14 protein-coding genes and 1 pseudogene are annotated in these 19,250 nt (G+C 68.4%); 14 read left to right on the top strand and 1 reads right to left on the bottom strand.

What is annotated here, in order from left to right; translation table 11 throughout:
• Positions 1–57: 57 nt before the first annotated feature.
• From MJQ72_RS33945 to MJQ72_RS33930, 4 genes and pseudogenes are all read left to right on the top strand, one after another.
• The gene (locus MJQ72_RS33945) at positions 58–987 is read left to right on the top strand and encodes a putative sugar O-methyltransferase (RefSeq protein ID WP_240595169.1); all 930 of its coding nucleotides are present in this window, start codon (positions 58–60) and stop codon (positions 985–987) included.
• A gap of 119 nt (positions 988–1,106) precedes the next feature.
• Positions 1,107–2,332 (top strand): annotated as a pseudogene (locus tag MJQ72_RS33940) (glycosyltransferase).
• A gap of 62 nt (positions 2,333–2,394) precedes the next feature.
• On the top strand, positions 2,395–3,207 hold the full coding sequence (locus MJQ72_RS33935) for a PIG-L deacetylase family protein (protein WP_240595168.1): 813 nt from the start codon (positions 2,395–2,397) through the stop codon (positions 3,205–3,207).
• Between the two features lie 70 nt (positions 3,208–3,277).
• Positions 3,278–5,158 carry a glycosyltransferase family 39 protein gene (locus MJQ72_RS33930; RefSeq protein WP_240595167.1) on the top strand — a complete coding sequence of 627 codons (1,881 nt, stop codon included), beginning with the start codon at positions 3,278–3,280 and terminating at the stop codon, positions 5,156–5,158.
• A gap of 413 nt (positions 5,159–5,571) precedes the next feature.
• Here MJQ72_RS33930 and MJQ72_RS33925 read toward each other — a convergent pair whose 3' ends face one another.
• The gene (locus tag MJQ72_RS33925) at positions 5,572–6,858 is read right to left on the bottom strand and encodes a PLP-dependent aminotransferase family protein (protein WP_240595166.1); all 1,287 of its coding nucleotides are present in this window, start codon (positions 6,856–6,858) and stop codon (positions 5,572–5,574) included.
• Between the two features lie 176 nt (positions 6,859–7,034).
• Between MJQ72_RS33925 and MJQ72_RS33920 the strand changes: the two genes are divergently transcribed.
• From MJQ72_RS33920 to MJQ72_RS33875, 10 genes are all read left to right on the top strand, one after another.
• Complete coding sequence (locus tag MJQ72_RS33920; RefSeq protein WP_240595165.1) at positions 7,035–7,865, top strand: alpha/beta fold hydrolase; 831 nt, start codon at positions 7,035–7,037, stop codon at positions 7,863–7,865.
• Complete coding sequence (locus MJQ72_RS33915; RefSeq protein WP_240595164.1) at positions 7,862–9,595, top strand: amino acid adenylation domain-containing protein; 1,734 nt, start codon at positions 7,862–7,864, stop codon at positions 9,593–9,595. Before MJQ72_RS33920 ends, MJQ72_RS33915 begins: the two co-directional genes overlap by 4 nt.
• A gap of 14 nt (positions 9,596–9,609) precedes the next feature.
• Positions 9,610–10,800, top strand: a complete 1,191-nt coding sequence (locus tag MJQ72_RS33910; protein WP_240595162.1) for a cytochrome P450 — start codon at positions 9,610–9,612, stop codon at positions 10,798–10,800.
• A gap of 107 nt (positions 10,801–10,907) precedes the next feature.
• Positions 10,908–11,960: a 4-hydroxyphenylpyruvate dioxygenase gene (hppD, locus tag MJQ72_RS33905; protein ID WP_240595161.1), complete on the top strand. Its 1,053-nt coding sequence runs from the start codon at positions 10,908–10,910 to the stop codon at positions 11,958–11,960.
• Positions 11,957–13,033, top strand: coding sequence for an alpha-hydroxy acid oxidase (locus MJQ72_RS33900; RefSeq protein WP_240595160.1), 1,077 nt, complete (start codon positions 11,957–11,959; stop codon positions 13,031–13,033). The genes hppD and MJQ72_RS33900 overlap by 4 nt, the downstream gene beginning before the upstream one ends.
• A gap of 82 nt (positions 13,034–13,115) precedes the next feature.
• Positions 13,116–14,465 carry a cation:proton antiporter gene (locus MJQ72_RS33895; RefSeq protein ID WP_240595159.1) on the top strand — a complete coding sequence of 450 codons (1,350 nt, stop codon included), beginning with the start codon at positions 13,116–13,118 and terminating at the stop codon, positions 14,463–14,465.
• 606 nt (positions 14,466–15,071) lie between these two features.
• Positions 15,072–16,484 (top strand): NDP-hexose 2,3-dehydratase family protein, encoded by a 1,413-nt coding sequence (locus tag MJQ72_RS33890; protein WP_396427018.1) that lies wholly within the window; start codon positions 15,072–15,074, stop codon positions 16,482–16,484.
• A 1-nt stretch (position 16,485) separates the two neighbouring features.
• The gene (locus tag MJQ72_RS33885; RefSeq protein WP_240595156.1) at positions 16,486–17,463 is read left to right on the top strand and encodes an NAD(P)-dependent oxidoreductase; all 978 of its coding nucleotides are present in this window, start codon (positions 16,486–16,488) and stop codon (positions 17,461–17,463) included.
• Complete coding sequence (locus MJQ72_RS33880; RefSeq protein WP_240595154.1) at positions 17,460–18,569, top strand: DegT/DnrJ/EryC1/StrS aminotransferase family protein; 1,110 nt, start codon at positions 17,460–17,462, stop codon at positions 18,567–18,569. The genes MJQ72_RS33885 and MJQ72_RS33880 overlap by 4 nt, the downstream gene beginning before the upstream one ends.
• Positions 18,570–18,592: 23 nt before the next feature.
• Positions 18,593–19,210 carry a dTDP-4-dehydrorhamnose 3,5-epimerase family protein gene (locus MJQ72_RS33875; RefSeq protein WP_240595152.1) on the top strand — a complete coding sequence of 206 codons (618 nt, stop codon included), beginning with the start codon at positions 18,593–18,595 and terminating at the stop codon, positions 19,208–19,210.
• The last annotated feature ends 40 nt before the right edge of the window (positions 19,211–19,250 follow it).

The raw sequence follows: 19,250 nt of genomic DNA, 5'->3' as shown, positions 1-19,250 counted from the left end.
CCACTGCCCCCGATTCCCGCTTCCCTTTCGTCCCTTGAGGAAGGTTTGAGACCGGCCATGATCGACCAACCGGACACCGCCACCCGAACGTACGAAGCCAGCAGCATGTGGCAGCAGATCGGTGAAGCACACCTCAACCAGGAGATGATCGCCGACCTGGCCGGATTCAAGAACAGCGAGGTCAACTACCGGCTCGCGCTGGTCAACGTGCAGACGAACGGCGTGCGGTTCCTGAAGACGCTGATCTATGGCCTGGCGGGCAGCCTGAGCGAGGACGCCTGGGCGGGGCTGGCCCGGATCCGCCACCGCGAAGTGGGCGATCCGATCTCGGTGACCTACCACGGCGAGCAGGTGGACCTGGACTATCTGCGGGCCGCGCTGGAACTGGAGTTCATCGCGAAGCAGGTCGACCTGGACCAGGCCGAGGTACTGGAGATCGGCGCCGGATACGGGCGGACCGCCCACGCGATCATCTCCAATCACGAGCTCTCCGGATACTGCGTCGTCGACCTGCCGAGCACCCTCGAACTGTCGCGGAAGTACCTCGCCGCGGTCTTGACCGACGAGCAGTTCGCCAAGGTCGAATTCGTGCCGGTGGACAAGATCGAAAGCACACTGGCGGACCGGACCTTCGACCTCTGCATCAACATCGACTCGATGGCCGAGATGAGCGCCGAGACCGTGCGGTCCTACCTCGCCCTCATCGACCAGCAGTGCCGTCACTTCTACGTGAACAACCCGGTGGGGAAGTACATGGACAAGAGCCTCGACTCGCACGCGCGAGGCGAGGAGGCCGTCGCCCGTGCCCTGAGCACCGGGCTGCTGACGAACATCATCGACATCCACGACAACCGCGCCGTCGAAGCGCAGGCACGGAACTACGTCGAGGCCTATGTACCGGGGCCCGGCTGGAAATGCGTCGCCGACGAGTGGGCCCGGCCGTGGAGCTACCTCTGGCAGGCGCTGTACAAGCGGCAAGGTCGCTGACCCACACCGGTCCGGCCAGGGCCGAAAGCTCCGTTCGTCGCATCGGACGCGGCGAAAGGCGCCTTCGGCCCACCGCGATCCCGCCCACTCAAGGGAACCCATCGGAACAGAGGTGCGAAATGCGTGTGTTGTTGTCGACGTGCGGGTCACGAGGCGACGTCGAACCACTGGTGGCACTGGCGGTTCGGTTGCGGGACCTCGGCGCGGAGGTGCGGATGTGCGCTCCGCCGCCCGCCGCGGATCGGCTGGAGGAGGTCGGTGTCACCCACGTGCCGGTCGGTGCGAAACAGCGGGTGATACTGCAGGAGGGGATGCCGCCACCGTCGCCCGAGGATGAGCGGCGGTTCGCGGCCGAAGCGATCGACATGCAGTTCGACAACGTCCCGGCCGCGGCGGAGGGCTCCGACGTGGTGATGGTCACCGGGGAGATGGCCGCCGCGGTCTCCGTGCGGTCGGTGGCCGAGAAGCTGGGCATCCCGTACCACTACGCCGCCTACAGCCCCGTTTATCTGCCGTCCTCGCATTTCGCGCCGCCGCTGGACGAACGGACCACCCCGGGCGTGACCGACAACCGGGTGCTGTGGGAACAGCGCCACGAGCGGTTCTACGAGCGGTTCGCCGGTCCGCTCAACCGCAGGCGGGCATCGGTCGGCCTGGCCCCGCTGAAGAATCTGTTCGACTACGGCTACACCGACCAGCCGTGGCTGGCGACGGATCCGGTGCTGGCCCCGCTGCAGCCGGGCCTGGACGCCGTCCAGACCGGTTCGTGGATCCTGCCCGACGAACGGCCGCTGTCCGCGGAGGTCGAGGCGTTCCTGGACGCCGGGACACCGCCCGTGTACGTGGGTTTCGGCAGTTCGACCGCGCTCGGCACCGGGGAGCTGGCGGCGTCGGCCATCAAGGCGATCCGGGCCAAGGGCCGCCGGGTGATCCTTTCCCGCGGCTGGGCCGAACTCGCCCTGCCCGACGAAGGCCCCGACTGTCTCGCCGTCGACGAGGTGAACCTCCAGGTCCTGTTCGGCCGGGTGGCCGCCGTCATCCACGGTGGCAGCGCGGGTACGGCGCACGTGGCCGCGCTGGCCGGCACCCCGCAGATCATCGTCGCCCGGCATACGGATCAGCCCTATTACGCGGACCGGGTGGCCGAACTGGGGATCGGTGCGGCACACCACGATCCCGCCCGGGCTTCGATTCCCTGCCGGCGTCGCTCACCGCGGTCCTGAGCCCGGAGACCCAGGCCAGGGCCACCGAAGTGGCGGGCATGATCCGCGAGGACGGGGCCGCCACCACCGCGGAGCGCCTGCTGGACGCGGTCAGGCGGAAGAAGCCCGCGGTTTCCGTTTGACCCGGCGATCCGTCCAGCCTTCACCTGTTGTCCTCGTGGCACGCTGACGCGAAAGTGACGCTATGTCTCAAGACCTCCGGCTCTTGGCGCTCTCCCCTCATCTGGACGACGCGGTCCTGTCCTTCGGCGCCGGCCTCGCGCAGGCGGCGCGGGACGGTGCGGAAGTGATCGTCAACACGGTGTTCGCCGGCACGGCGCCCCCTCCTTATTCGCCCGCGGCGGAGCGGATGCACTCGATCTGGGGGCTTTCGCCGGAGCAGGACGCGCCGCTGCACCGGCGGAACGAGGACATCGCCGCGCTGGCACATCTGGGGGTCGGCTACCGGCACGGCCGGTTCCTCGACGCCATCTACCGCAAACTCCCGGACGGCCGCTGGCTGGCCGACAACGTGGAGGGCCGCAAGAAGCTGGCGATCAGCAGGCAGACTTCGCGAAGCGACGCGGATCTGTTCGCCGCGGTCAAGGACGACATCGAAGCGCTCGTCGAAGAATTCGACCCGACGCTGATCGTCACCTGCGCGGCCATCAGCCATCACGTCGACAACGAGATCACGCGGGACGCCGCGCTGCTCGTCGCGGCGGAGAAGGACGTTCCGGTCCGGCTGTGGGAAGACCTGCCCCACGCGGTCTTCGGCATGGGCTCGGCCGAGCTGCCGCCGGGGTTCCGGCTCGGCGCGCCCGAGGCCGCCCCGGTCGAATCCGAGGCGCGGACACGGAAATTCGAGGCGCTGAAGCTCTATTCCTCACAGATGCTGATGCTCAACGGGCCGCAGAAGGATCTGTTCGAGCAGTTGGACGGACACGCCCGCAAGACTTCACCGGACGGCGCCTATCGCGAAACGACCTGGCCTGTCGTCTCCAGCGACGACAGCTGAGACCGCATCACACGAAGAACTCGATCAGTCGGTACGGCAGGGGCGCCGTATCGTGCCGGGAGGTAACCGAATGTCCGAAACGCTCACCGTTCAGCCGTCGCCGAGTCCCGATCCGGTGCCCGACACCGGATCACCCCGCTGGATGGTCTGGCGTTCCCCGCCAGGACAGCCGCCATGGGCCCGGCCAGCCCTGCTGGGCATCGCGTTCGTCGCGGCGGTGCTCTATGCCTGGAATCTGCCGCGGGTCGACTACGCGCCGCTGTATTCGGACGCGGTCCGGAGCATGTCCGAGAGCTGGAAGGCGTTCTTCTACGCCGCCGTGGACCCGGAGGCGACGGCCACGCTCGACAAGCTCGGCGGATCGTTCGCGGTGCAGGCCGTCTTCGCGAAGATCTTCGGTTATCACGCTTGGTCGCTGGCCCTTCCGCAAGTGATCGGCGGGGTGCTCTCGGTCCTGGTGATGTACCGGGTCGTGCGGCGATGGGCGGGCGTCGTCCCCGGCCTGCTCGCCGCGGCCGTCCTCACCTTCACCCCCGTCGCCGCGTCCATGTTCGGGCACAGCATGGCGGACGGTCTCCTGACCATGTGCCTGGTGTTCGCGGCCGACGCGTTCCAGCGGGCCGTCCTGGAAGCACGGCTCCGGTCGCTGCTCCTGGCCGGTGTCTGGGTCGGCCTGGGGTTCCAGGCCAAGATGATCACCGCCTGGATGATCCTGCCCGCGCTGGCGATCGGCTACCTGCTGACCGCGCCGACCGAACTGCGCCGCCGGGTCAAGCACGTGGGGATCGCCGGGGTGGTGACGCTCGCGGTTTCGCTGTCGTGGATCGCGCTCTACACCTTCACCCCGGCCAGTGCCCGGCCTTACGTCAGCGGCACGACGAACAACAGCGCCGCCGCCATGGTGTTCGGCTACAACGGTCTCGGACGCGTGGGCATCGACATCCCGGGTGCGCTGCCGCCCACCGGCCGGATGTCCGGGCCGCCGGTGCTCGGTCCGCCGGACAATCCGCTGGACCGGTCGAAACTGCGTGGCTCGCAGGGCGAAGCCGGGCAAGCGGGCCCGGGCCAGGAGGGTGGTCCGGGGCAGGCCGGTCCTGGGCCGGAGGGTGGTCCGGGTCAGGAAGGTGGCCCTGGGCAGGAAGGTGGTCCGGGACAGGCCGGTCCGGGTCAGGAGGGTGGCCCTGGGCAGGCGGGTCCGGGGCAGGCGGGTCCGGCGAACCGGGATCCGAGCCAGTTGAAGCCCGGTGACGTGATGGTGCTGCCCAACGGCGACGTGATCGTGGGCCCGGGCGGGGAGCCGCCGCCCCCGGAGGACCCGTCGAAGGTCTCGAGCCGGAAGGACCCGGTGTTCAGCTGGTACAAGCTGTTCGACGGTCACCTCGGGGTCGCGATCGGCTGGCTGTTCCCGCTCGCGTTGCTGGCACTGGCCTGCGGGCTCTGGTGGCGGCGCCGGGCCGAACGCACCGATCCGGTGCGCGGCGGCCTGGTGACGTGGGGGGTTTGGCTGGCGACCTTCACCGTGGTCTTCAGCGCGAGCGAAGTCGCGCACACCGCCTACGTGGCCACTCTCGCACCCGCGATCGCCGCGCTCTCCGCCTTCGGCATCGTGATGTTCTGGCGGGCGTTCCAGGACGGCGGAAGGCAGGCGTGGCTCCTGCCCCTCGCGCTCGCGGCCGAACTGGCCTGGGGTGCCTGGCTCTGGTCCGCGTATCCCGCCTTCCTGCCGTGGGCGAAATGGGGAACGCTCGCGCTGGGTGTGCTCGCCCTCGTGATGCTGGTCCTGACGCGAGTGACCAAGGGTGGCTCCACCACCCTCGTGAAGGCCGCTTTGGTCATCGGGGTCGTGGCCATGCTCGCCGCGCCCGCCGCGTATTCCGTCTCCGTGCTGGACTCCGATTACGCGGGCGACTCCTTCGACGCCAACGCGGGGCCGGCTTCAGGCTCGGCATGAGGTGACCCGAGCTTCACGATCCGCGGGAATGTTCCGTGAAGGCCTCCTTGAGGGACCCAGAGTCCCTCAAGGAGGCCTTCACGGACTTGCACGGGCGCGCGGATTGGCGTGTTCGTGGGTGGGCCGGCGTGGGCTGAAGGCTCCCTTCGCCGCGTCTGATGCGACGAAGGGAGCCTTCGGCTCAGGTCGAGTGCGGGTCGCCTTCTCGAGACGAGCAGGCGAAAATCGTGCGCCGGTGGCTCATTCGGTGCCCCCGATGTGACATCGGAGACGCTCAGCGGCCCCAATGCCACATTGGGCGCAGCCCAGCCCTGCTCGCGGTCACGGCGGCGGCGCGTAAAAGGCCCCCTTCACCGCGCTAGACGCAATGAAGGGGGCCTTCACGTACTCGGCAACAGCGAGTCGGTGCGGACTCAGGGAAGCCGCGGCTCGATCAACGCCGCGAGCCGTGCGACGCCCTCTTCGATCAGTTCCGGCGTGAGCAGGCTGATCGACAGCCGGAGCTGCTGGAAACCGCCCTTGCCGCCGTAGAAGTGATGCATCGGGGTGAACAGCACGCCGTGTTCGCGGGCGGCGGTTTCGAGCAGTTCGTCGTCGGCGGTGAACGGCACCGTGACGGTGACGAAGAATCCGCCCGTCGGCGTGTTCCAGCTGACGCCTTCGCACGAGCCGAGCCTGCGCTCCAGTTCGCCGAGCGTCAGCCGCAGATTCCGTTGGTAGATGGCGATTTCCCGCGCGTTGGCCTTGGTGAGGCTGAAGTCGTTGAGCAGGAGCTTGCCGGCGATCACGGCCTGTGCGATGGGGGAGGTGTTCACCGTGAGCATGCCCTTGAGCTTCGAGAGCTGGTCGGCGAACAGGCCGCCGTCGGCCATCCGCTGGTCCGCCACCGCGAAACCGACCCGGGCGCCGGGCATGCCGGTCTTGGCGAAGGAGCCGAGATAGACCACGGATCCCGACCGGTCGAGGGATTTCAGCGTGGGCAGCCGCTCGGAGCCGAACAGGCCGTACGCGTTGTCCTCCAGGAGGAGGATCCCGTTCGATTCGGCGACATCGAGGAGACGGTGGCGCGAAGCCAGGTCCATGCTGGTGCCGGTGGGATTGGCGAAGTTGGGGGTCACGTAGCAGGCGCGGACCCGTTTGCCCTGCTCGTCGGCGCGCTTCAGCTGGAGGACGAGGTCGTCCGGGTCGATGCCGTTCTCGTTCGACCGCACCGGCCACACGGGGGTGTCGGTGAGCAGCGCCGCCCCGGTCAGGCCGACGTAGGTGGGGGCGGGGGCGAGCAGCACGTCGCGCTCGCCCGCCCGCAGCGTGCGGAGGACCAGGAACATCGCCTCCTGCGCGCCCACCGTGACGACGACGGATTCCGGGGCGGCGTCGATGTTCTCGTCTTCGGCGAGGTTCTTGGCGATGAGATCGGCGATGACGCCTTTGGTGGTGCCGTACTGGAAGAGCGTGCGGGTCACCACGGCCTCGTCCATTTTCCGGTCGCGCCGGAGATGGTCGCAATAGGCGTCGAGGTAGGTGTGAATGAGCCGTATGTCGAAGAACTCTTCATACGGACGGCCTGCCGCCATGGAAATGGCCGCAGGGTATTCGTCGATCAGTTCGTTGAGCAGGTTCATCGACGAGATGGCCGGATCGGTGAGCGATCCGTGCAGCGTTTCCACGTTCAAGTGAGTGGACAGACCGTTTGAATCCATGAATACTAGGATTTCCATAGGCCGTCGGAGTGTCAAGAACGGGGCCGTGGACGCCCCTTTTCCGGGAATTGCTCTTGCTGTCCATCGCCGAATACTCTCGGACACCGGATCACCGAAGGTACGGTCGGATCCGCGCCACGTCTCGGCGCGGCAGCCCTTTTCTCTCAAGGAGCATCATGCTGATGACAACCGAGAACGGGATCCGGTTGTCCTACAACGATTGTGGCGACGGTCCGCCGGTCCTTCTGCTGACCGGCACCGGTGCGCCGAGTTCGGTGTGGGACCTGCATCAGGTACCCGCGCTCCGCGCCGCCGGTTTCCGGGTGATCACCATGGACAATCGCGGGATCCCGCCGAGCGACGAGGGCACGGACGGATTCACCATCGAAGACCTCGTCGCGGATGTGGCGGCCCTGATCGATTATCTGGACGCGATGCCGTGCCGGGTCGTCGGCACGTCGATGGGTTCCTACATCGCGCAAGAGGTCGCGCTCGCCCATCCGGAACTGCTGGAATCGGTCGTGCTGATGGCGGCCTGCGGCAAGAGCAGTCTCGTCCAGCGCGAACTCGCCGAAGGCGAAGCGAAGCTGATCGAGCAGGGCATCGAGCTGCCACCGGGTTTTCTCGCCGCCGTCCGCGCCATGCACAACCTGGGGCCCGCGACGCTCGCCGACGACGATCTCACCGGCGACTGGCTCGACCTGTTCGCGGCCGCGGGTTCCTGGGGCCCGGGGGTCCGCTCGCAGTTGCTGCTGAGCGCGTTGCCGGATCGCCTCGGCGCCTACCAGGAGATCAAGGTGCCCTGTCACGTCGTCTCGTTCGAGCACGACCTCGTGGCGCCGCCGTCGGCCGGGCTGGAGCTGGCTTCCGCGATCCCCGGCGCGACCCACCGCACGATTCCCGAGTGCGGGCATTTCGGCTACCTGGAGAACCCGGAAGCGGTGAACCGCGAGCTGCTCCGGTTCCTCCGCACCGAATCGCGCGAGACACTGGGAGAGACCGCATGACCGTCCTTTCGGCGGCCACGACCCCCGCCCTGTTCGAGGCGACCGCAGCCGTGCTGCCGGATCGGCCGGCGGTGGCGATGGACAGCACCACCCTCACCTACGCCGAGCTGAACGGGGAGGCGAACCGGCTCGCCCGGCGGCTCGTCTCGCACGGCGTCGGCCCGGAGCGGCTCGTCGCGCTGGCGATGCCGAGGTCGATCGAGTTCGTCATCGCGATTTTGGCCGTGCACAAGGCGGGCGCCGCGTATGTGCCGGTCGACCCGGACTATCCGGAGGAACGCAAGCGGCAGATGCTGGACGACGCGGCGGCGCACTGCCTGCTGTGCCTGCCGGGGCAGGACGTGACCGGCGCCCCCGTCATCCTGAGCGTGGCGCGGGAGCCTGGCCGGGAGGAGCCGAACCTCGGCGACGAGGACCGGATCGTCCCGTTGCGTGCCGACCACCCCGCGTACGTCATCTACACCTCGGGCTCGACGGGGCGGCCGAAGGGCGTGCTGGTCACGCACCGCGGGATCCCGAACCTGGCCGACGACTACGTGCGCCGCCAGGAACTGGGGCCGGACAGCAGGTTGCTGGCCTTCGCCTCGCCCAGTTTCGACGCGGCGGTCGCCGAATTCTGGCCGATCTGGCAGGCGGGTGGCTGTCTCGTCCTGGCTTCCGCGCCGGATCTGGTGCCCGGCGAGCCGCTTTCCCGGCTGGTGCGCGAGCAGCGCATCACCCATGTCACGTTGCCGCCGTCGGCGCTCGCGCCGCTGGAGGAGGCGGGCGGTCTGCCCGCGGGACTGACTCTCCTGGTCGCCGGCGAGGCGTGCCCGGCCCCGGTCGCGAAACGCTGGGCCGTGGACCGCGTGATGATCAACGCCTACGGCCCGACCGAGACCACGGTGGCGGTCACCGCGAGCGAACCGTTGTCCGGTGAGGAGACGCCGCCGATCGGCAGGCCGATCACCGGTGTCCGTACCTATGTCCTGGACGACAGGCTGCGCCCCGTCGAGGACGGCGACGTGGGCGAGCTGTACGCGGTGGGGCCCGGTCTCGCCCGCGGTTACCTCCGCAGGGCGGGCGCGACCGCGGAACGGTTCCTGCCGGATCCCTTCGGTGGCCCGGGCGGGCGCATGTACCGCACGGGTGACCGGGTGCGGACGCGTCCGGACGGTCAGTACGTCTTCGTCGGCCGGGTCGACGACCAGCTGAAGGTCCGCGGTCATCGGATCGAGCCGGGCGAGGTCGAAGCCGCCCTGCTGGCGGTGGACGGCGTGGCCCAGGCGGTGGTGACCGAGCACGAGAACAGGCTCGTCGCCTACGTGGTCGGCGCCGGTGGCGAGCGGGTGCCCACCGAGAAACTCCTCACGCCGCTTCGTGAACAGCTGCCCGGATATCTGGTGCCCGACGTGGTCGTCGGTCTGCCGAGCCTCCCGGTCTCGCCCAACGGCAAGATCGACCGGGTCGCCCTGCCCACTCCGGAAGAGGAGCACGCCGGGCGCGCGGCCGGACGGGAACCGCGCACCCCCACCGAGATCATCCTCGCCGAGCTGTTCGCCGAAGTGCTCGGTGTCAGCACGGTCGGGGTGGAGGACAGCTTCTTCGAGATCGGCGGCCACTCACTGCTCGCCACCCGGCTCGTGAGCCGGGTCCGCGAACGCTTGAAGATCCGGCTGAGAGTGCAGGCGTTCTTCGACGCGCCGACAGTGGCTCAGCTCGCCGAGGTGCTCGACGGCGCACACACCTGACCTGGAGACCATTCATGCAGACGACGACAGCCGTCGACCTCGGCGATCCCGACCTGTACACGACGTTGGCCCGGCACGACCGGTGGCGGGAGTACGCCGCGGAAGACGCGATGGTGTGGAGCGGGCCGGGCAGTTCGCCCGGCGGCTTCTGGTCCGTGTTCTCGCATCAGGCGTGCGCGGCGGTCCTCGCGCCGTCGGCGCCGTTCACCTCCGAGTACGGGATGATGATCGGCTTCGACCGCGATCATCCCGACAACTCGGGTGGCCAGATGATGGTGGTCTCCGAACAGGACCAGCACCGGAAACTGCGCAAACTGGTGGGGCCGCTGCTTTCGAGGGCGGCGGCGCGGAAACTGTCGGAACGGGTGCGGGCCGAGGTGAGCGGCGTTCTCGACCGGGTGCTCGACGCCGAGGTGTGCGACGTGGCCGCGGCGATCGGCCCGCGGATCCCCGCCGCCGTCGTCTGCGAAATCCTCGGTGTGCCGTCCGAAGACCAGGACATGCTCATCGACCTGACGAACCACGCGTTCGGCGGCGAGGACGAACTGTTCGACGGGATGACGCCGCGTCAGGCGCATACCGAAATCCTCGTCTACTTCGACGAGCTGATCACCGCGCGCCGCGCGAGCCCCGGCGAAGATCTCGTCAGCACCCTGCTTTCCGACGACGAGCTCTCGATCGACGACGTCCTGCTCAACTGCGACAACGTGTTGATCGGCGGCAACGAGACCACCCGGCACGCGATCACCGGCGCGATACACGCTTTCGCCACCGTGCCGGGGCTTCTGGCCCAGGTACGGGACGGCGGCGCGGACGTCGACACCGTGGTGGACGAGGTGCTGCGCTGGACTTCGCCCGCGATGCACGTGCTGCGGGTGACGACCGGCGACGTCACGATCAACGGCCGCGATCTCGAGGCAGGTACGCCGGTGGTCGCGTGGCTTCCGGCTGCGAACCGGGATCCCGCCGTGTTCGACGACCCGGACAGGTTCCTGCCGGGGCGGAAACCCAACCGGCACATCGCTTTCGGACACGGCATGCATCACTGCCTCGGATCCGCGCTCGCGCGGATCGAGCTGGCGGTGGTGCTGCGGGAGGTGGCCGAGCGGGTGTCGCGAGTGGAGCTGGTGAAGGAGCCGTCCTGGTTGCGGGCGGTCGTGGTGCAGGGATACCGGGAACTCCCGGTGCGGTTCACGAGCCGCTGACTCGTCCGTCCTATATGGACTGAAGTGTCAAGCGGACAGCATTGATGCGCAAATGACTTCGCGCGATCCTGTGATCGAGGATTACATCTATTCCACGGAGGAATGTCTTGTCTTCTCACGAAAGCACGCAGAATTTCGAGATCGACTATGTGGAAATGTATGTGGCCAACCTCGAGGTGGCCGCGTCCGGCTGGATGGACAAGTACGACTTCTCCGTCACCGCCACCGACCGGTCGGCCGACCACCGCGGCGTGACGTTGCGGCACGGCGCGATCGCGCTGGTGCTGACCGAGCCGCTGTCGGACCGGCACCCCGGGGCGACCTATCTGCAGACCCACGGTGACGGGGTGGCCGACATCGCGCTGCGCACGCCCGACGTGGCCGCCGCCTTCGAGGCCGCGGTGAAGGCGGGCGCGACAGCGGTCCGCGAGCCGGAGAAGCGCGCGGACTCGGTCGTCACGGCCACCGTCGGCGGTTTCGGCGATGTCGTGCACACCCTGATCCAGAGCGACGCCGCCGAGGAGGCCCCGCGCGGCAAGGGCGGCGTGGATCTCGGCGTGATCGACCACTTCGCGGTCTGCCTGAACGCCGGTGACCTCGGCCCCACGGTGGCGTTCTACGAGCGTGCGCTCGGCTTCAAGCAGATCTTCGAAGAGCACATCGTGGTCGGTGCGCAGGCGATGAACTCGACCGTCGTGCAGAGCACGTCGGGAGCGGTCACCCTCACCCTGATCGAGCCCGACAAGACCGCCGACCCCGGCCAGATCGACGACTTCATCAAGGAGCACCACGGGTCCGGCGTCCAGCACATCGCCTTCACCAGCCCGGACGCGGTCCGCGCGGTCAAGGAGCTTTCCGCGCGCGGCGTGGAATTCCTGAAGACCCCGGACACCTACTACGACCTGCTCGGGGAGCGGATCGAGCTGGAGACGCACTCGCTGGACGACCTGCGCGAGACGAAGCTGCTCGCCGACGAGGACCACGGCGGCCAGCTGTTCCAGATCTTCACCGCCTCCACGCATCCGCGTAAGACGATCTTCTTCGAGATCATCGAGCGGCAGGGCGCGGGGACGTTCGGCAGCTCCAACATCAAGGCCCTGTACGAAGCCGTGGAGCTGGAGCGCACCGGGCAGAGCAAGCTCGGCCCCGCCCGGCGATGACGCCTCTCTGCCTGGACGACCTCGAACGTGCCGCGCAGGCGGCCCTCCCCGGTGAGATCTGGGATTTCCTCGCCGGGGGCAGCGGGTCCGAAGCGTCGCTAGAGGCCAATCGCACCGCGCTGGAGCGGATCTTCGTGATCCCCCGGATGCTGCGCGACCTGGCGGGCGGCACCATCGAGGCCGAGGTTCTCGGCCGGCGCGCCGCGCTTCCCGTGGCGGTCGCGCCGGTCGCGTACCAGCGGCTGTTCCATCCCGAAGGCGAGCTCGCGGCGGCACGCGCGGCGTGCGACGCCGGGGTGCCGTACACCATCTGCACCCTGAGCAGTGTCCCGCTGGAGGAGATCGCGGCCGTCGGCGGACGGCCGTGGTTCCAGCTGTACTGGCTGCGCGACGAAAAGCGGTCACTGGAGCTCGTGCGCCGCGCGGAGGACGCCGGCTGCGAGGCGATCGTGTTCACCGTCGACGTGCCGTGGATGGGACGGCGGCTGAGGGACATGCGGAACGGCTTCGCGTTGCCGGAATCGGTGACGGCGGCCAACTTCGACGCCGGTGCGGCCGCGCATCGCCGTACCGAAGGACTTTCCGCCGTCGCCGACCACACCGCGCGCGAATTCGCCCCGGCCACTTGGGAATCCGTCGAGGCTGTCCGCGCGCACACGAACCTTCCGGTGGTGCTCAAAGGGATCCTCGCGGTCGAGGACGCGGTGCGTGCCGTCGACGCCGGTGCCACCGGGATCGTGGTGTCCAACCACGGAGGCCGTCAGTTGGACGGCGCCGTACCGGGGATCGAAATGCTGGGGGAGATCGCGGACGCGGTCTCCGGTGGTTGCGAAGTGTTGCTGGACGGCGGGATCCGGACCGGCGGCGACGTGCTCAAGGCGCTCGCGCTCGGCGCGTCGGGGGTGCTGATCGGGCGGCCCTTCATCTGGGGGCTGGCCGCGGACGGCCAGGACGGCGCCCGGCAGGTGCTCGACCTGCTCGCCGTCGAGCTCCGGAACGCGATGGGCCTGGCGGGCTGCGACTCGGTGAGCGCGGCCCGGCGACTGGGCACGAGGGTTTCCCGCCACGCCTGACAGTTCCGCGTGACCGGTCCCGGAACCCGCGCCCACGGCGACCGTGGCCGGTCACGTGTGCCGCGTTTCCCGAAGGAGGAAAGTGCTTCTCTCGCTTCCCGCGCCGATCGCCCCGATCGCCGCGCACAGTCTCCTGATCTTCCTGCTGCAGGCGGGTCTGTTGCTCCTGCTCGCCGTCGTCTTCGGACGCCTGGCGGCCCGGTTCGGGATGCCCGCGGTCGTCGGCGAGTTGTTCGTCGGGGTGCTGCTCGGTCCTTCCTTGCTGGCGTGGGCCGTACCGGGGCTGCACAGCCGGCTCTTCCCGGCGGTCGCCGAGCAGTACCACCTTCTCGACTCCGTCGGCCAGATCGGGGTCCTGCTGCTGGTCGGCCTGACCGGTATGCAGATGGACATGCGGATGGTCCGGCGGCGGTTCGGTGCCGCCGCCGGAGTCGGCTTCGGTGGCTTGATCATCCCGCTGGGCCTCGGTATCGGCGCGGGTTTCGTCCTGCCGAGGGTGCTGATCCCCGACGGCACCGACGTCACCGTCTTCGCGCTGTTCCTCGGCGTGGCGATGTGCGTCAGCGCCATCCCGGTCATCGCCAAAACCCTCATCGACATGAACCTGTTGCACCGCAACGTCGGGCAGCTCACCCTCGCCGCGGGAATGATCGACGACGTGTTCGGCTGGTTGCTGCTGTCCGTGGTCAGCGCGATGGCCGTGCAGGCGGTGACGGCGGGCACCGTGCTCGTTTCCCTCGCCTGCCTGATCGCCATCGTCGTCTTCGCGCTCACTCTCGGCAGGCCGCTGGTCAGGGGCACGCTGCGCCTGGCGGGCAAGTCCGACGGCCCTTGGGCCACCGTCGGAGTCGTCGTCGCCCTGTTGCTCCTCGCTTCGGCCGGCACGCACGCGCTCGGCCTCGAAGCCCTCTTCGGCGCGTTCGTCTGCGGCATCCTGATCGGTACGGCGGGAAAGGTGGACCCGGCCGTGCTGGCACCCCTGCGCACCGTCGTCCTTTCGGTGTTCGCGCCGCTCTTCTTCGCCACGGCCGGCCTGCGGATGGATCTCACCGCGCTCATCCGTCCGGAGGTGCTGCTCACCGGGCTCGCGGTGCTCGCGCTGGCCATCGTCGGCAAGTTCACCGGCGTGTACGCCGGAGCACGGATCAGCGGCCTGAACAAATGGGAAGGGCTGGCGCTCGGCGCCGGGCTGAACGCCCGCGGGGTCATCGGGATCATGGTCGCCACCGTCGGCCTGCGGCTGGGCATCCTCGGCGTGGAGATCTACACGATCGTCATCCTCGTCGCCATCGTCACGCCGCTGATGGCCCCGCCGATCCTGCGGTTCGCGGTGAAACGATTGGAGCAGACCGCCGAGGAACAGGTGCGGGAGACCGAACAGCGGGCTTGGAGCACGCATTCGGCGGCGGTCCAGAAGGAACAGTTCCTGTAGGGGCCTGCGGTTAGGGCAGGCATCGGACCCGCGCGAGAGCCGGAAGGTCTTGGGAAAGTCGAACGTGCCGGGTTCGTGGGCGGGTCGCGGTGGGCTGAAGGCTCCCTTCGCCGCGTCTGATGCGATGAAGGGAGCCTTCGGCCCTGGTCAAGCGGGTGGCGCGGGTGGCGTTTCGGGGTATTGAGACGTAGGGCAAAGGTGGCGCGCTATCGGGGAAATGTCCCGGTCCTGGACAGAAGCGATGTCCTGAAGGCCACCTCTGAGACATCCAACGTCCCCAAGGTGGCCTTCAGGGCACCCCGCCCGCCAAGACACCTTTCACTTTCTGCTCGACAACCCGAACGCCACTCGCGACCTCCGCGCAAAAATGCGCAAAGGTCCCTGACTGGCCACTCGGAACTGGCAAATATTCGGGCTCGTGCCACCCTTCCAGGCCGCCGAACCCGCCCGCCGAATTGGACGATCTGGACCGCCGAGAGCCGCCGAAGCTACCTTTTGGCGGGGCATGGGGGTCGATGTATCGACGATGCGCGCGGGGTTTTCTCCTCAGTTCCGGCAACTACCCGATCGACGACATGGAGCAGCGGGATGACGAGAAGTCCTTTGATGCTGCGTTGCCTGGTACCACCGCCCGCGGTGCGCCCGCGGGACGACCGCGACCACGCGGATCGCATCGCCTTGTCGGCGGCCACCACCGACGGAGCGCATATGCGGACCGAAGACGTCCGCGCGTGGATCGACGAACGTCGTGAGGCGAACGTGTTCCACGTCGGGCACATCCCGTTCGCGGAGCTCGACCAATGGGGATTCCAGGGCGGCACGGGCAATCTCGTGCACAGCAGCGGGCGGTTCTTCGCCATCGAAGGCCTGCACGTGGTCGAGCACGACGGCCCGCACGGCGACGGTCCTTACCGCGAATGGCAGCAGCCGGTCATCAAACAGCCCGAAGTGGGCATTCTCGGCATCCTCGCCAAGGAGTTCGACGGTGTCCTGCATTTCCTGATGCAGGCGAAGATGGAGCCGGGGAATCCCAATCTGGTGCAGCTTTCGCCGACCGTGCAGGCGACCCGCAGCAATTACACCAAGGCGCACGGCGGCTCGAACGTCAAGCTGATCGAGTACTTCGCGCCGCCCGACCCCGACCGGGTGATCGTCGACGTCCTCCAGGCGGAGCAGGGGTCGTGGTTCTTCCGGAAGAGCAACCGCAACATGATCGTGGAGACCGTCGACGACGTGCCGAAGGAGGACGATTTCTGCTGGCTCACCCTCGGCCAGATCGCGGAACTGATGTACGAGGACGAGACGATCAACATGAACTCGCGAAGCGTGTTGTCGTGTCTTCCCTACCACGACCCGGCGCCCGGCGCGGTGCTCTCCGACATCCAGCTCCTGTCGTGGTTCACGAACGAACGGTCGCGCCACGATGTGCGGCCCGCCCGTATCCCGCTCAAGGACGTCCGCGGCTGGAAACAGGGCGCCGACGCGATCGAGCACGAGGAAGGCCTGTACTTCAAGGTTCTCGCGGTCGCGGTGAAGGGTGGAAACCGGGAGAAGATCAGCTGGACCCAGCCGTTGCTGGAGTCCGTCGGCCTTGGCGTCGTCGCCTTTCTCGTCCGTGAGATCGACGGCGTGCGGCACGTCCTGGTGCACGCCCGGGTCGACGGCGGTTTCGTGGACACCGTCGAGCTGGCGCCGACCCTCCAGTGCACACCGGACAACTACGCGCATCTGCCCGCGGAGAACCGCCCGCCTTTCCTCGACGAGGTCATGACCGTCCCGCGGTCACGGATCCTCTACGAAGCCGTACATTCCGAAGAGGGCGGCCGTTTCCTGAACGTCAGGGCCCGTTATCTCGTGGTCGAGGCGGGCGAGACGGTCGATCCGCCGCCCGGCTACGCCTGGGTCACCCCGGCACAGCTCACCGCGCTCACCCGGCACGGGCACTACGTCAACGTGGAGGCCCGCACACTTCTGGCCTGTATCAACGCTTTGACCGCACAGCCGCGCGGAGGCGCCTGACATGAAGCAGATCACCGTCCTCGGCGCCTCGGGCTTCATCGGCTCGGCCGTCACCCGTGAACTGTCCCGCCGGCCGATCCGGCTGCGCGCGGTGTCGCGCAAGCACTTCGTCCCCGCCCCCGGCCTGGCGGAAACCACCGTCGTCGCCGCCGACCTCACCGACCGTGCCGCGCTCGCCGGCGCGGTCGCGGGTTCGGACGCGATCGTCTATCTGCTCCTGGGGGACGGTGGCTGGCGGGCGGCCGAGACCGAGGGCGCCGAACGCGTGAACGTGGGTGTGCTGCGGGACCTCGTCGACGTCGTCGGGAACGGTGACGGGCCGCCCCCGCTGGTGGTGTTCGCCGGCACCACCACACAGGTCGGCGTGCCACCGCGGGAGCCGCTCGACGGGAGCGAACCCGACCATCCGGCGACCCCGTACGACGTGCAGAAGCTGGAGGCGGAACAGTTCCTCAAGAAGGCCACCGCCGACGGCCGGGTGCGCGGGATCAGCCTGCGGCTGCCGACGATCTTCGGGGAGACCGCGACCGACGGGGCGAACCCCGACCGCGGTGTCGTGTCCGCCATGGCGCGGCGAGCGCTCGAAGGCCTGCCGCTCACCGTCTGGGGCGACGGAACCGTGCGACGCGACCTGATCCACGTCGAGGACGTCGCCAAGGCGTTCACCGCGGCACTGGACCATCCGGATTCCCTGGTGGGCGGGCATTGGCTCATCGGGGCCGGCCGGGGTGATCGGCTGGGGGAGGTGTTCCGGCTCGTGGCGAAGGAGATGTCCGAGCACACCGGGACGGATCCGGTGGAGGTTTCCTGTGTGGAACCGCCGTCCCACGCGCCCGAGACGGACCTTCGCAGTATCACCATCGATTCCGCCGCCTTCCGGGCGATCACCGGCTGGCGTCCGGAGATCTCGCTGTCCGAAGGCGTGCGCCGCACCGTCGCCGCATTGACCACCCCAGTTCACGGAAAGGCACGCACATGACCACGCGCGTTTGGGACTACCTGGCCGAATACGGGAAGGAGCGGCTCGACCTGCTCGACGCGGTCGAGACGGTCTTCAATTCGGGACAGCTCGTGCTGGGCGCGAGCCTCCGGGGCTTCGAGGCGGAATTCGCCGCGTACCACGGGGTCGAGCATTGCGTCGGGGTCGACAACGGGACGAACGCGATCAAGCTCGGTCTCCAGGCGCTCGGTGTCGGTCCGGGCGACGAGGTGATCACGGTGTCGAACACCGCCGCTCCGACCGTGGTCGCCATCGACGGAACCGGTGCCACGCCGGTCTTCGTCGACGTCCGCGAGGACGATTTCCTGATGGACACGAGCCAGGTCGCCGCCGCGATCACCGAACGCACCAAATGCCTCCTGCCCGTGCACCTGTACGGGCAGTGCGTGGACATGGCGCCGCTGAAGGAGCTCGCCGCGAAGCACGGACTGTCCATTTTGGAGGATTGTGCGCAGGCGCACGGCGCCCGGCAGAACGGCACGATCGCCGGGTCGACCGGCGACGCGGCCGCGTTCTCCTTCTATCCCACCAAGGTGCTCGGCGCGTACGGCGACGGCGGCGCGACCATCACCTCCCGCGAAGACGTGGAGCGGCGGCTGCGGCGGCTGCGGTACTACGGGATGGAAGAGCGCTACTACACGATCGAGACGCCCGCCCACAACAGCCGCCTAGACGAGGTCCAGGCCGAGATCCTGCGGCGGAAGCTCACCAGGCTCGACGCGTACACGGCAGGCCGCCGTGCCGTCGCCGAACGGTACGTCGAAGGCCTCGGCGACACGGAGCTGAAGCTTCCGCGGACCGTCGACGGCAACGAGCACGTGTACTACGTGTACGTGGTGCGCCACCCTCGGCGCGACGAAATCCTCGAGCGGCTCAAGGCGTACGACATCCACCTGAACATCAGCTACCCGTGGCCCGTGCACACCATGACCGGGTTCGCCCACCTCGGCTACGAGACCGGGTCGCTGCCGGTCACCGAGAAGCTGGCGGGCGAGATCTTCTCCCTGCCGATGTACCCGGCGCTGTCCCCGGATCTGCAGGACAAGGTCATCCACGCGGTCCGCGAAGTGCTGTCCAACCTCTGATCACGCCTACCGCAGGAGCAGCTGTGCAAGCACGTAAACTCGCCGTCGAGGGCGCGCTCGAATTCACTCCTCGCGTCTTCCCGGACGACAGGGGAGTGTTCCTCTCGCCGTTCCAGGAGGAAGCGTTCACCGAGGCCCACGGCGGCCGGCTTTTCCCCGTGGCGCAGACGAACCACAGCGTGTCCAAACGCGGCGTGGTGCGCGGTGTCCACTACACCGTGACCCCGCCGGGGATCGCGAAGTACGTCTACTGTGCCCGCGGCAAGGCCTTGGACATCGTGGTCGACATCCGCGTCGGCTCGCCCACGTTCGGGAAGTGGGACTCGGTCCTGATGGACCAGGAGACCCATCGGACGATGTACTTCCCCGTCGGGGTCGGCCACGCCTTCGTCGCGCTGGAGGACGACACCGTCATGTCCTACATGCTCTCCGGGGGTTACGTGCCGGAGAACGAACTCGCCCTTTCGGCACTGGACCCCGCGTTGGGCCTGCCGATCGGCACCGCAGGCGACCCGATCCTGTCCGACCGGGACCAGGTGGCCATCACCCTCGCGGAGGCGCGGCGGCAGGGCCTGCTGCCGGACTACGCCACCAGCCGCGAGATCGAGCGGCGGCTGACCGGAGTGCCGCTTTCGGCCTGAATTCCCCGTCCGTGAAGGACTCCTTGCGGAACCTCTGGTC

The sequence above is a fragment of the Amycolatopsis sp. EV170708-02-1 genome, assembly GCF_022479115.1.
Taxonomy (GTDB): Bacteria; Actinomycetota; Actinomycetes; order Mycobacteriales; family Pseudonocardiaceae; genus Amycolatopsis.
This window is presented reverse-complemented; position numbering and strand designations above follow the sequence as displayed.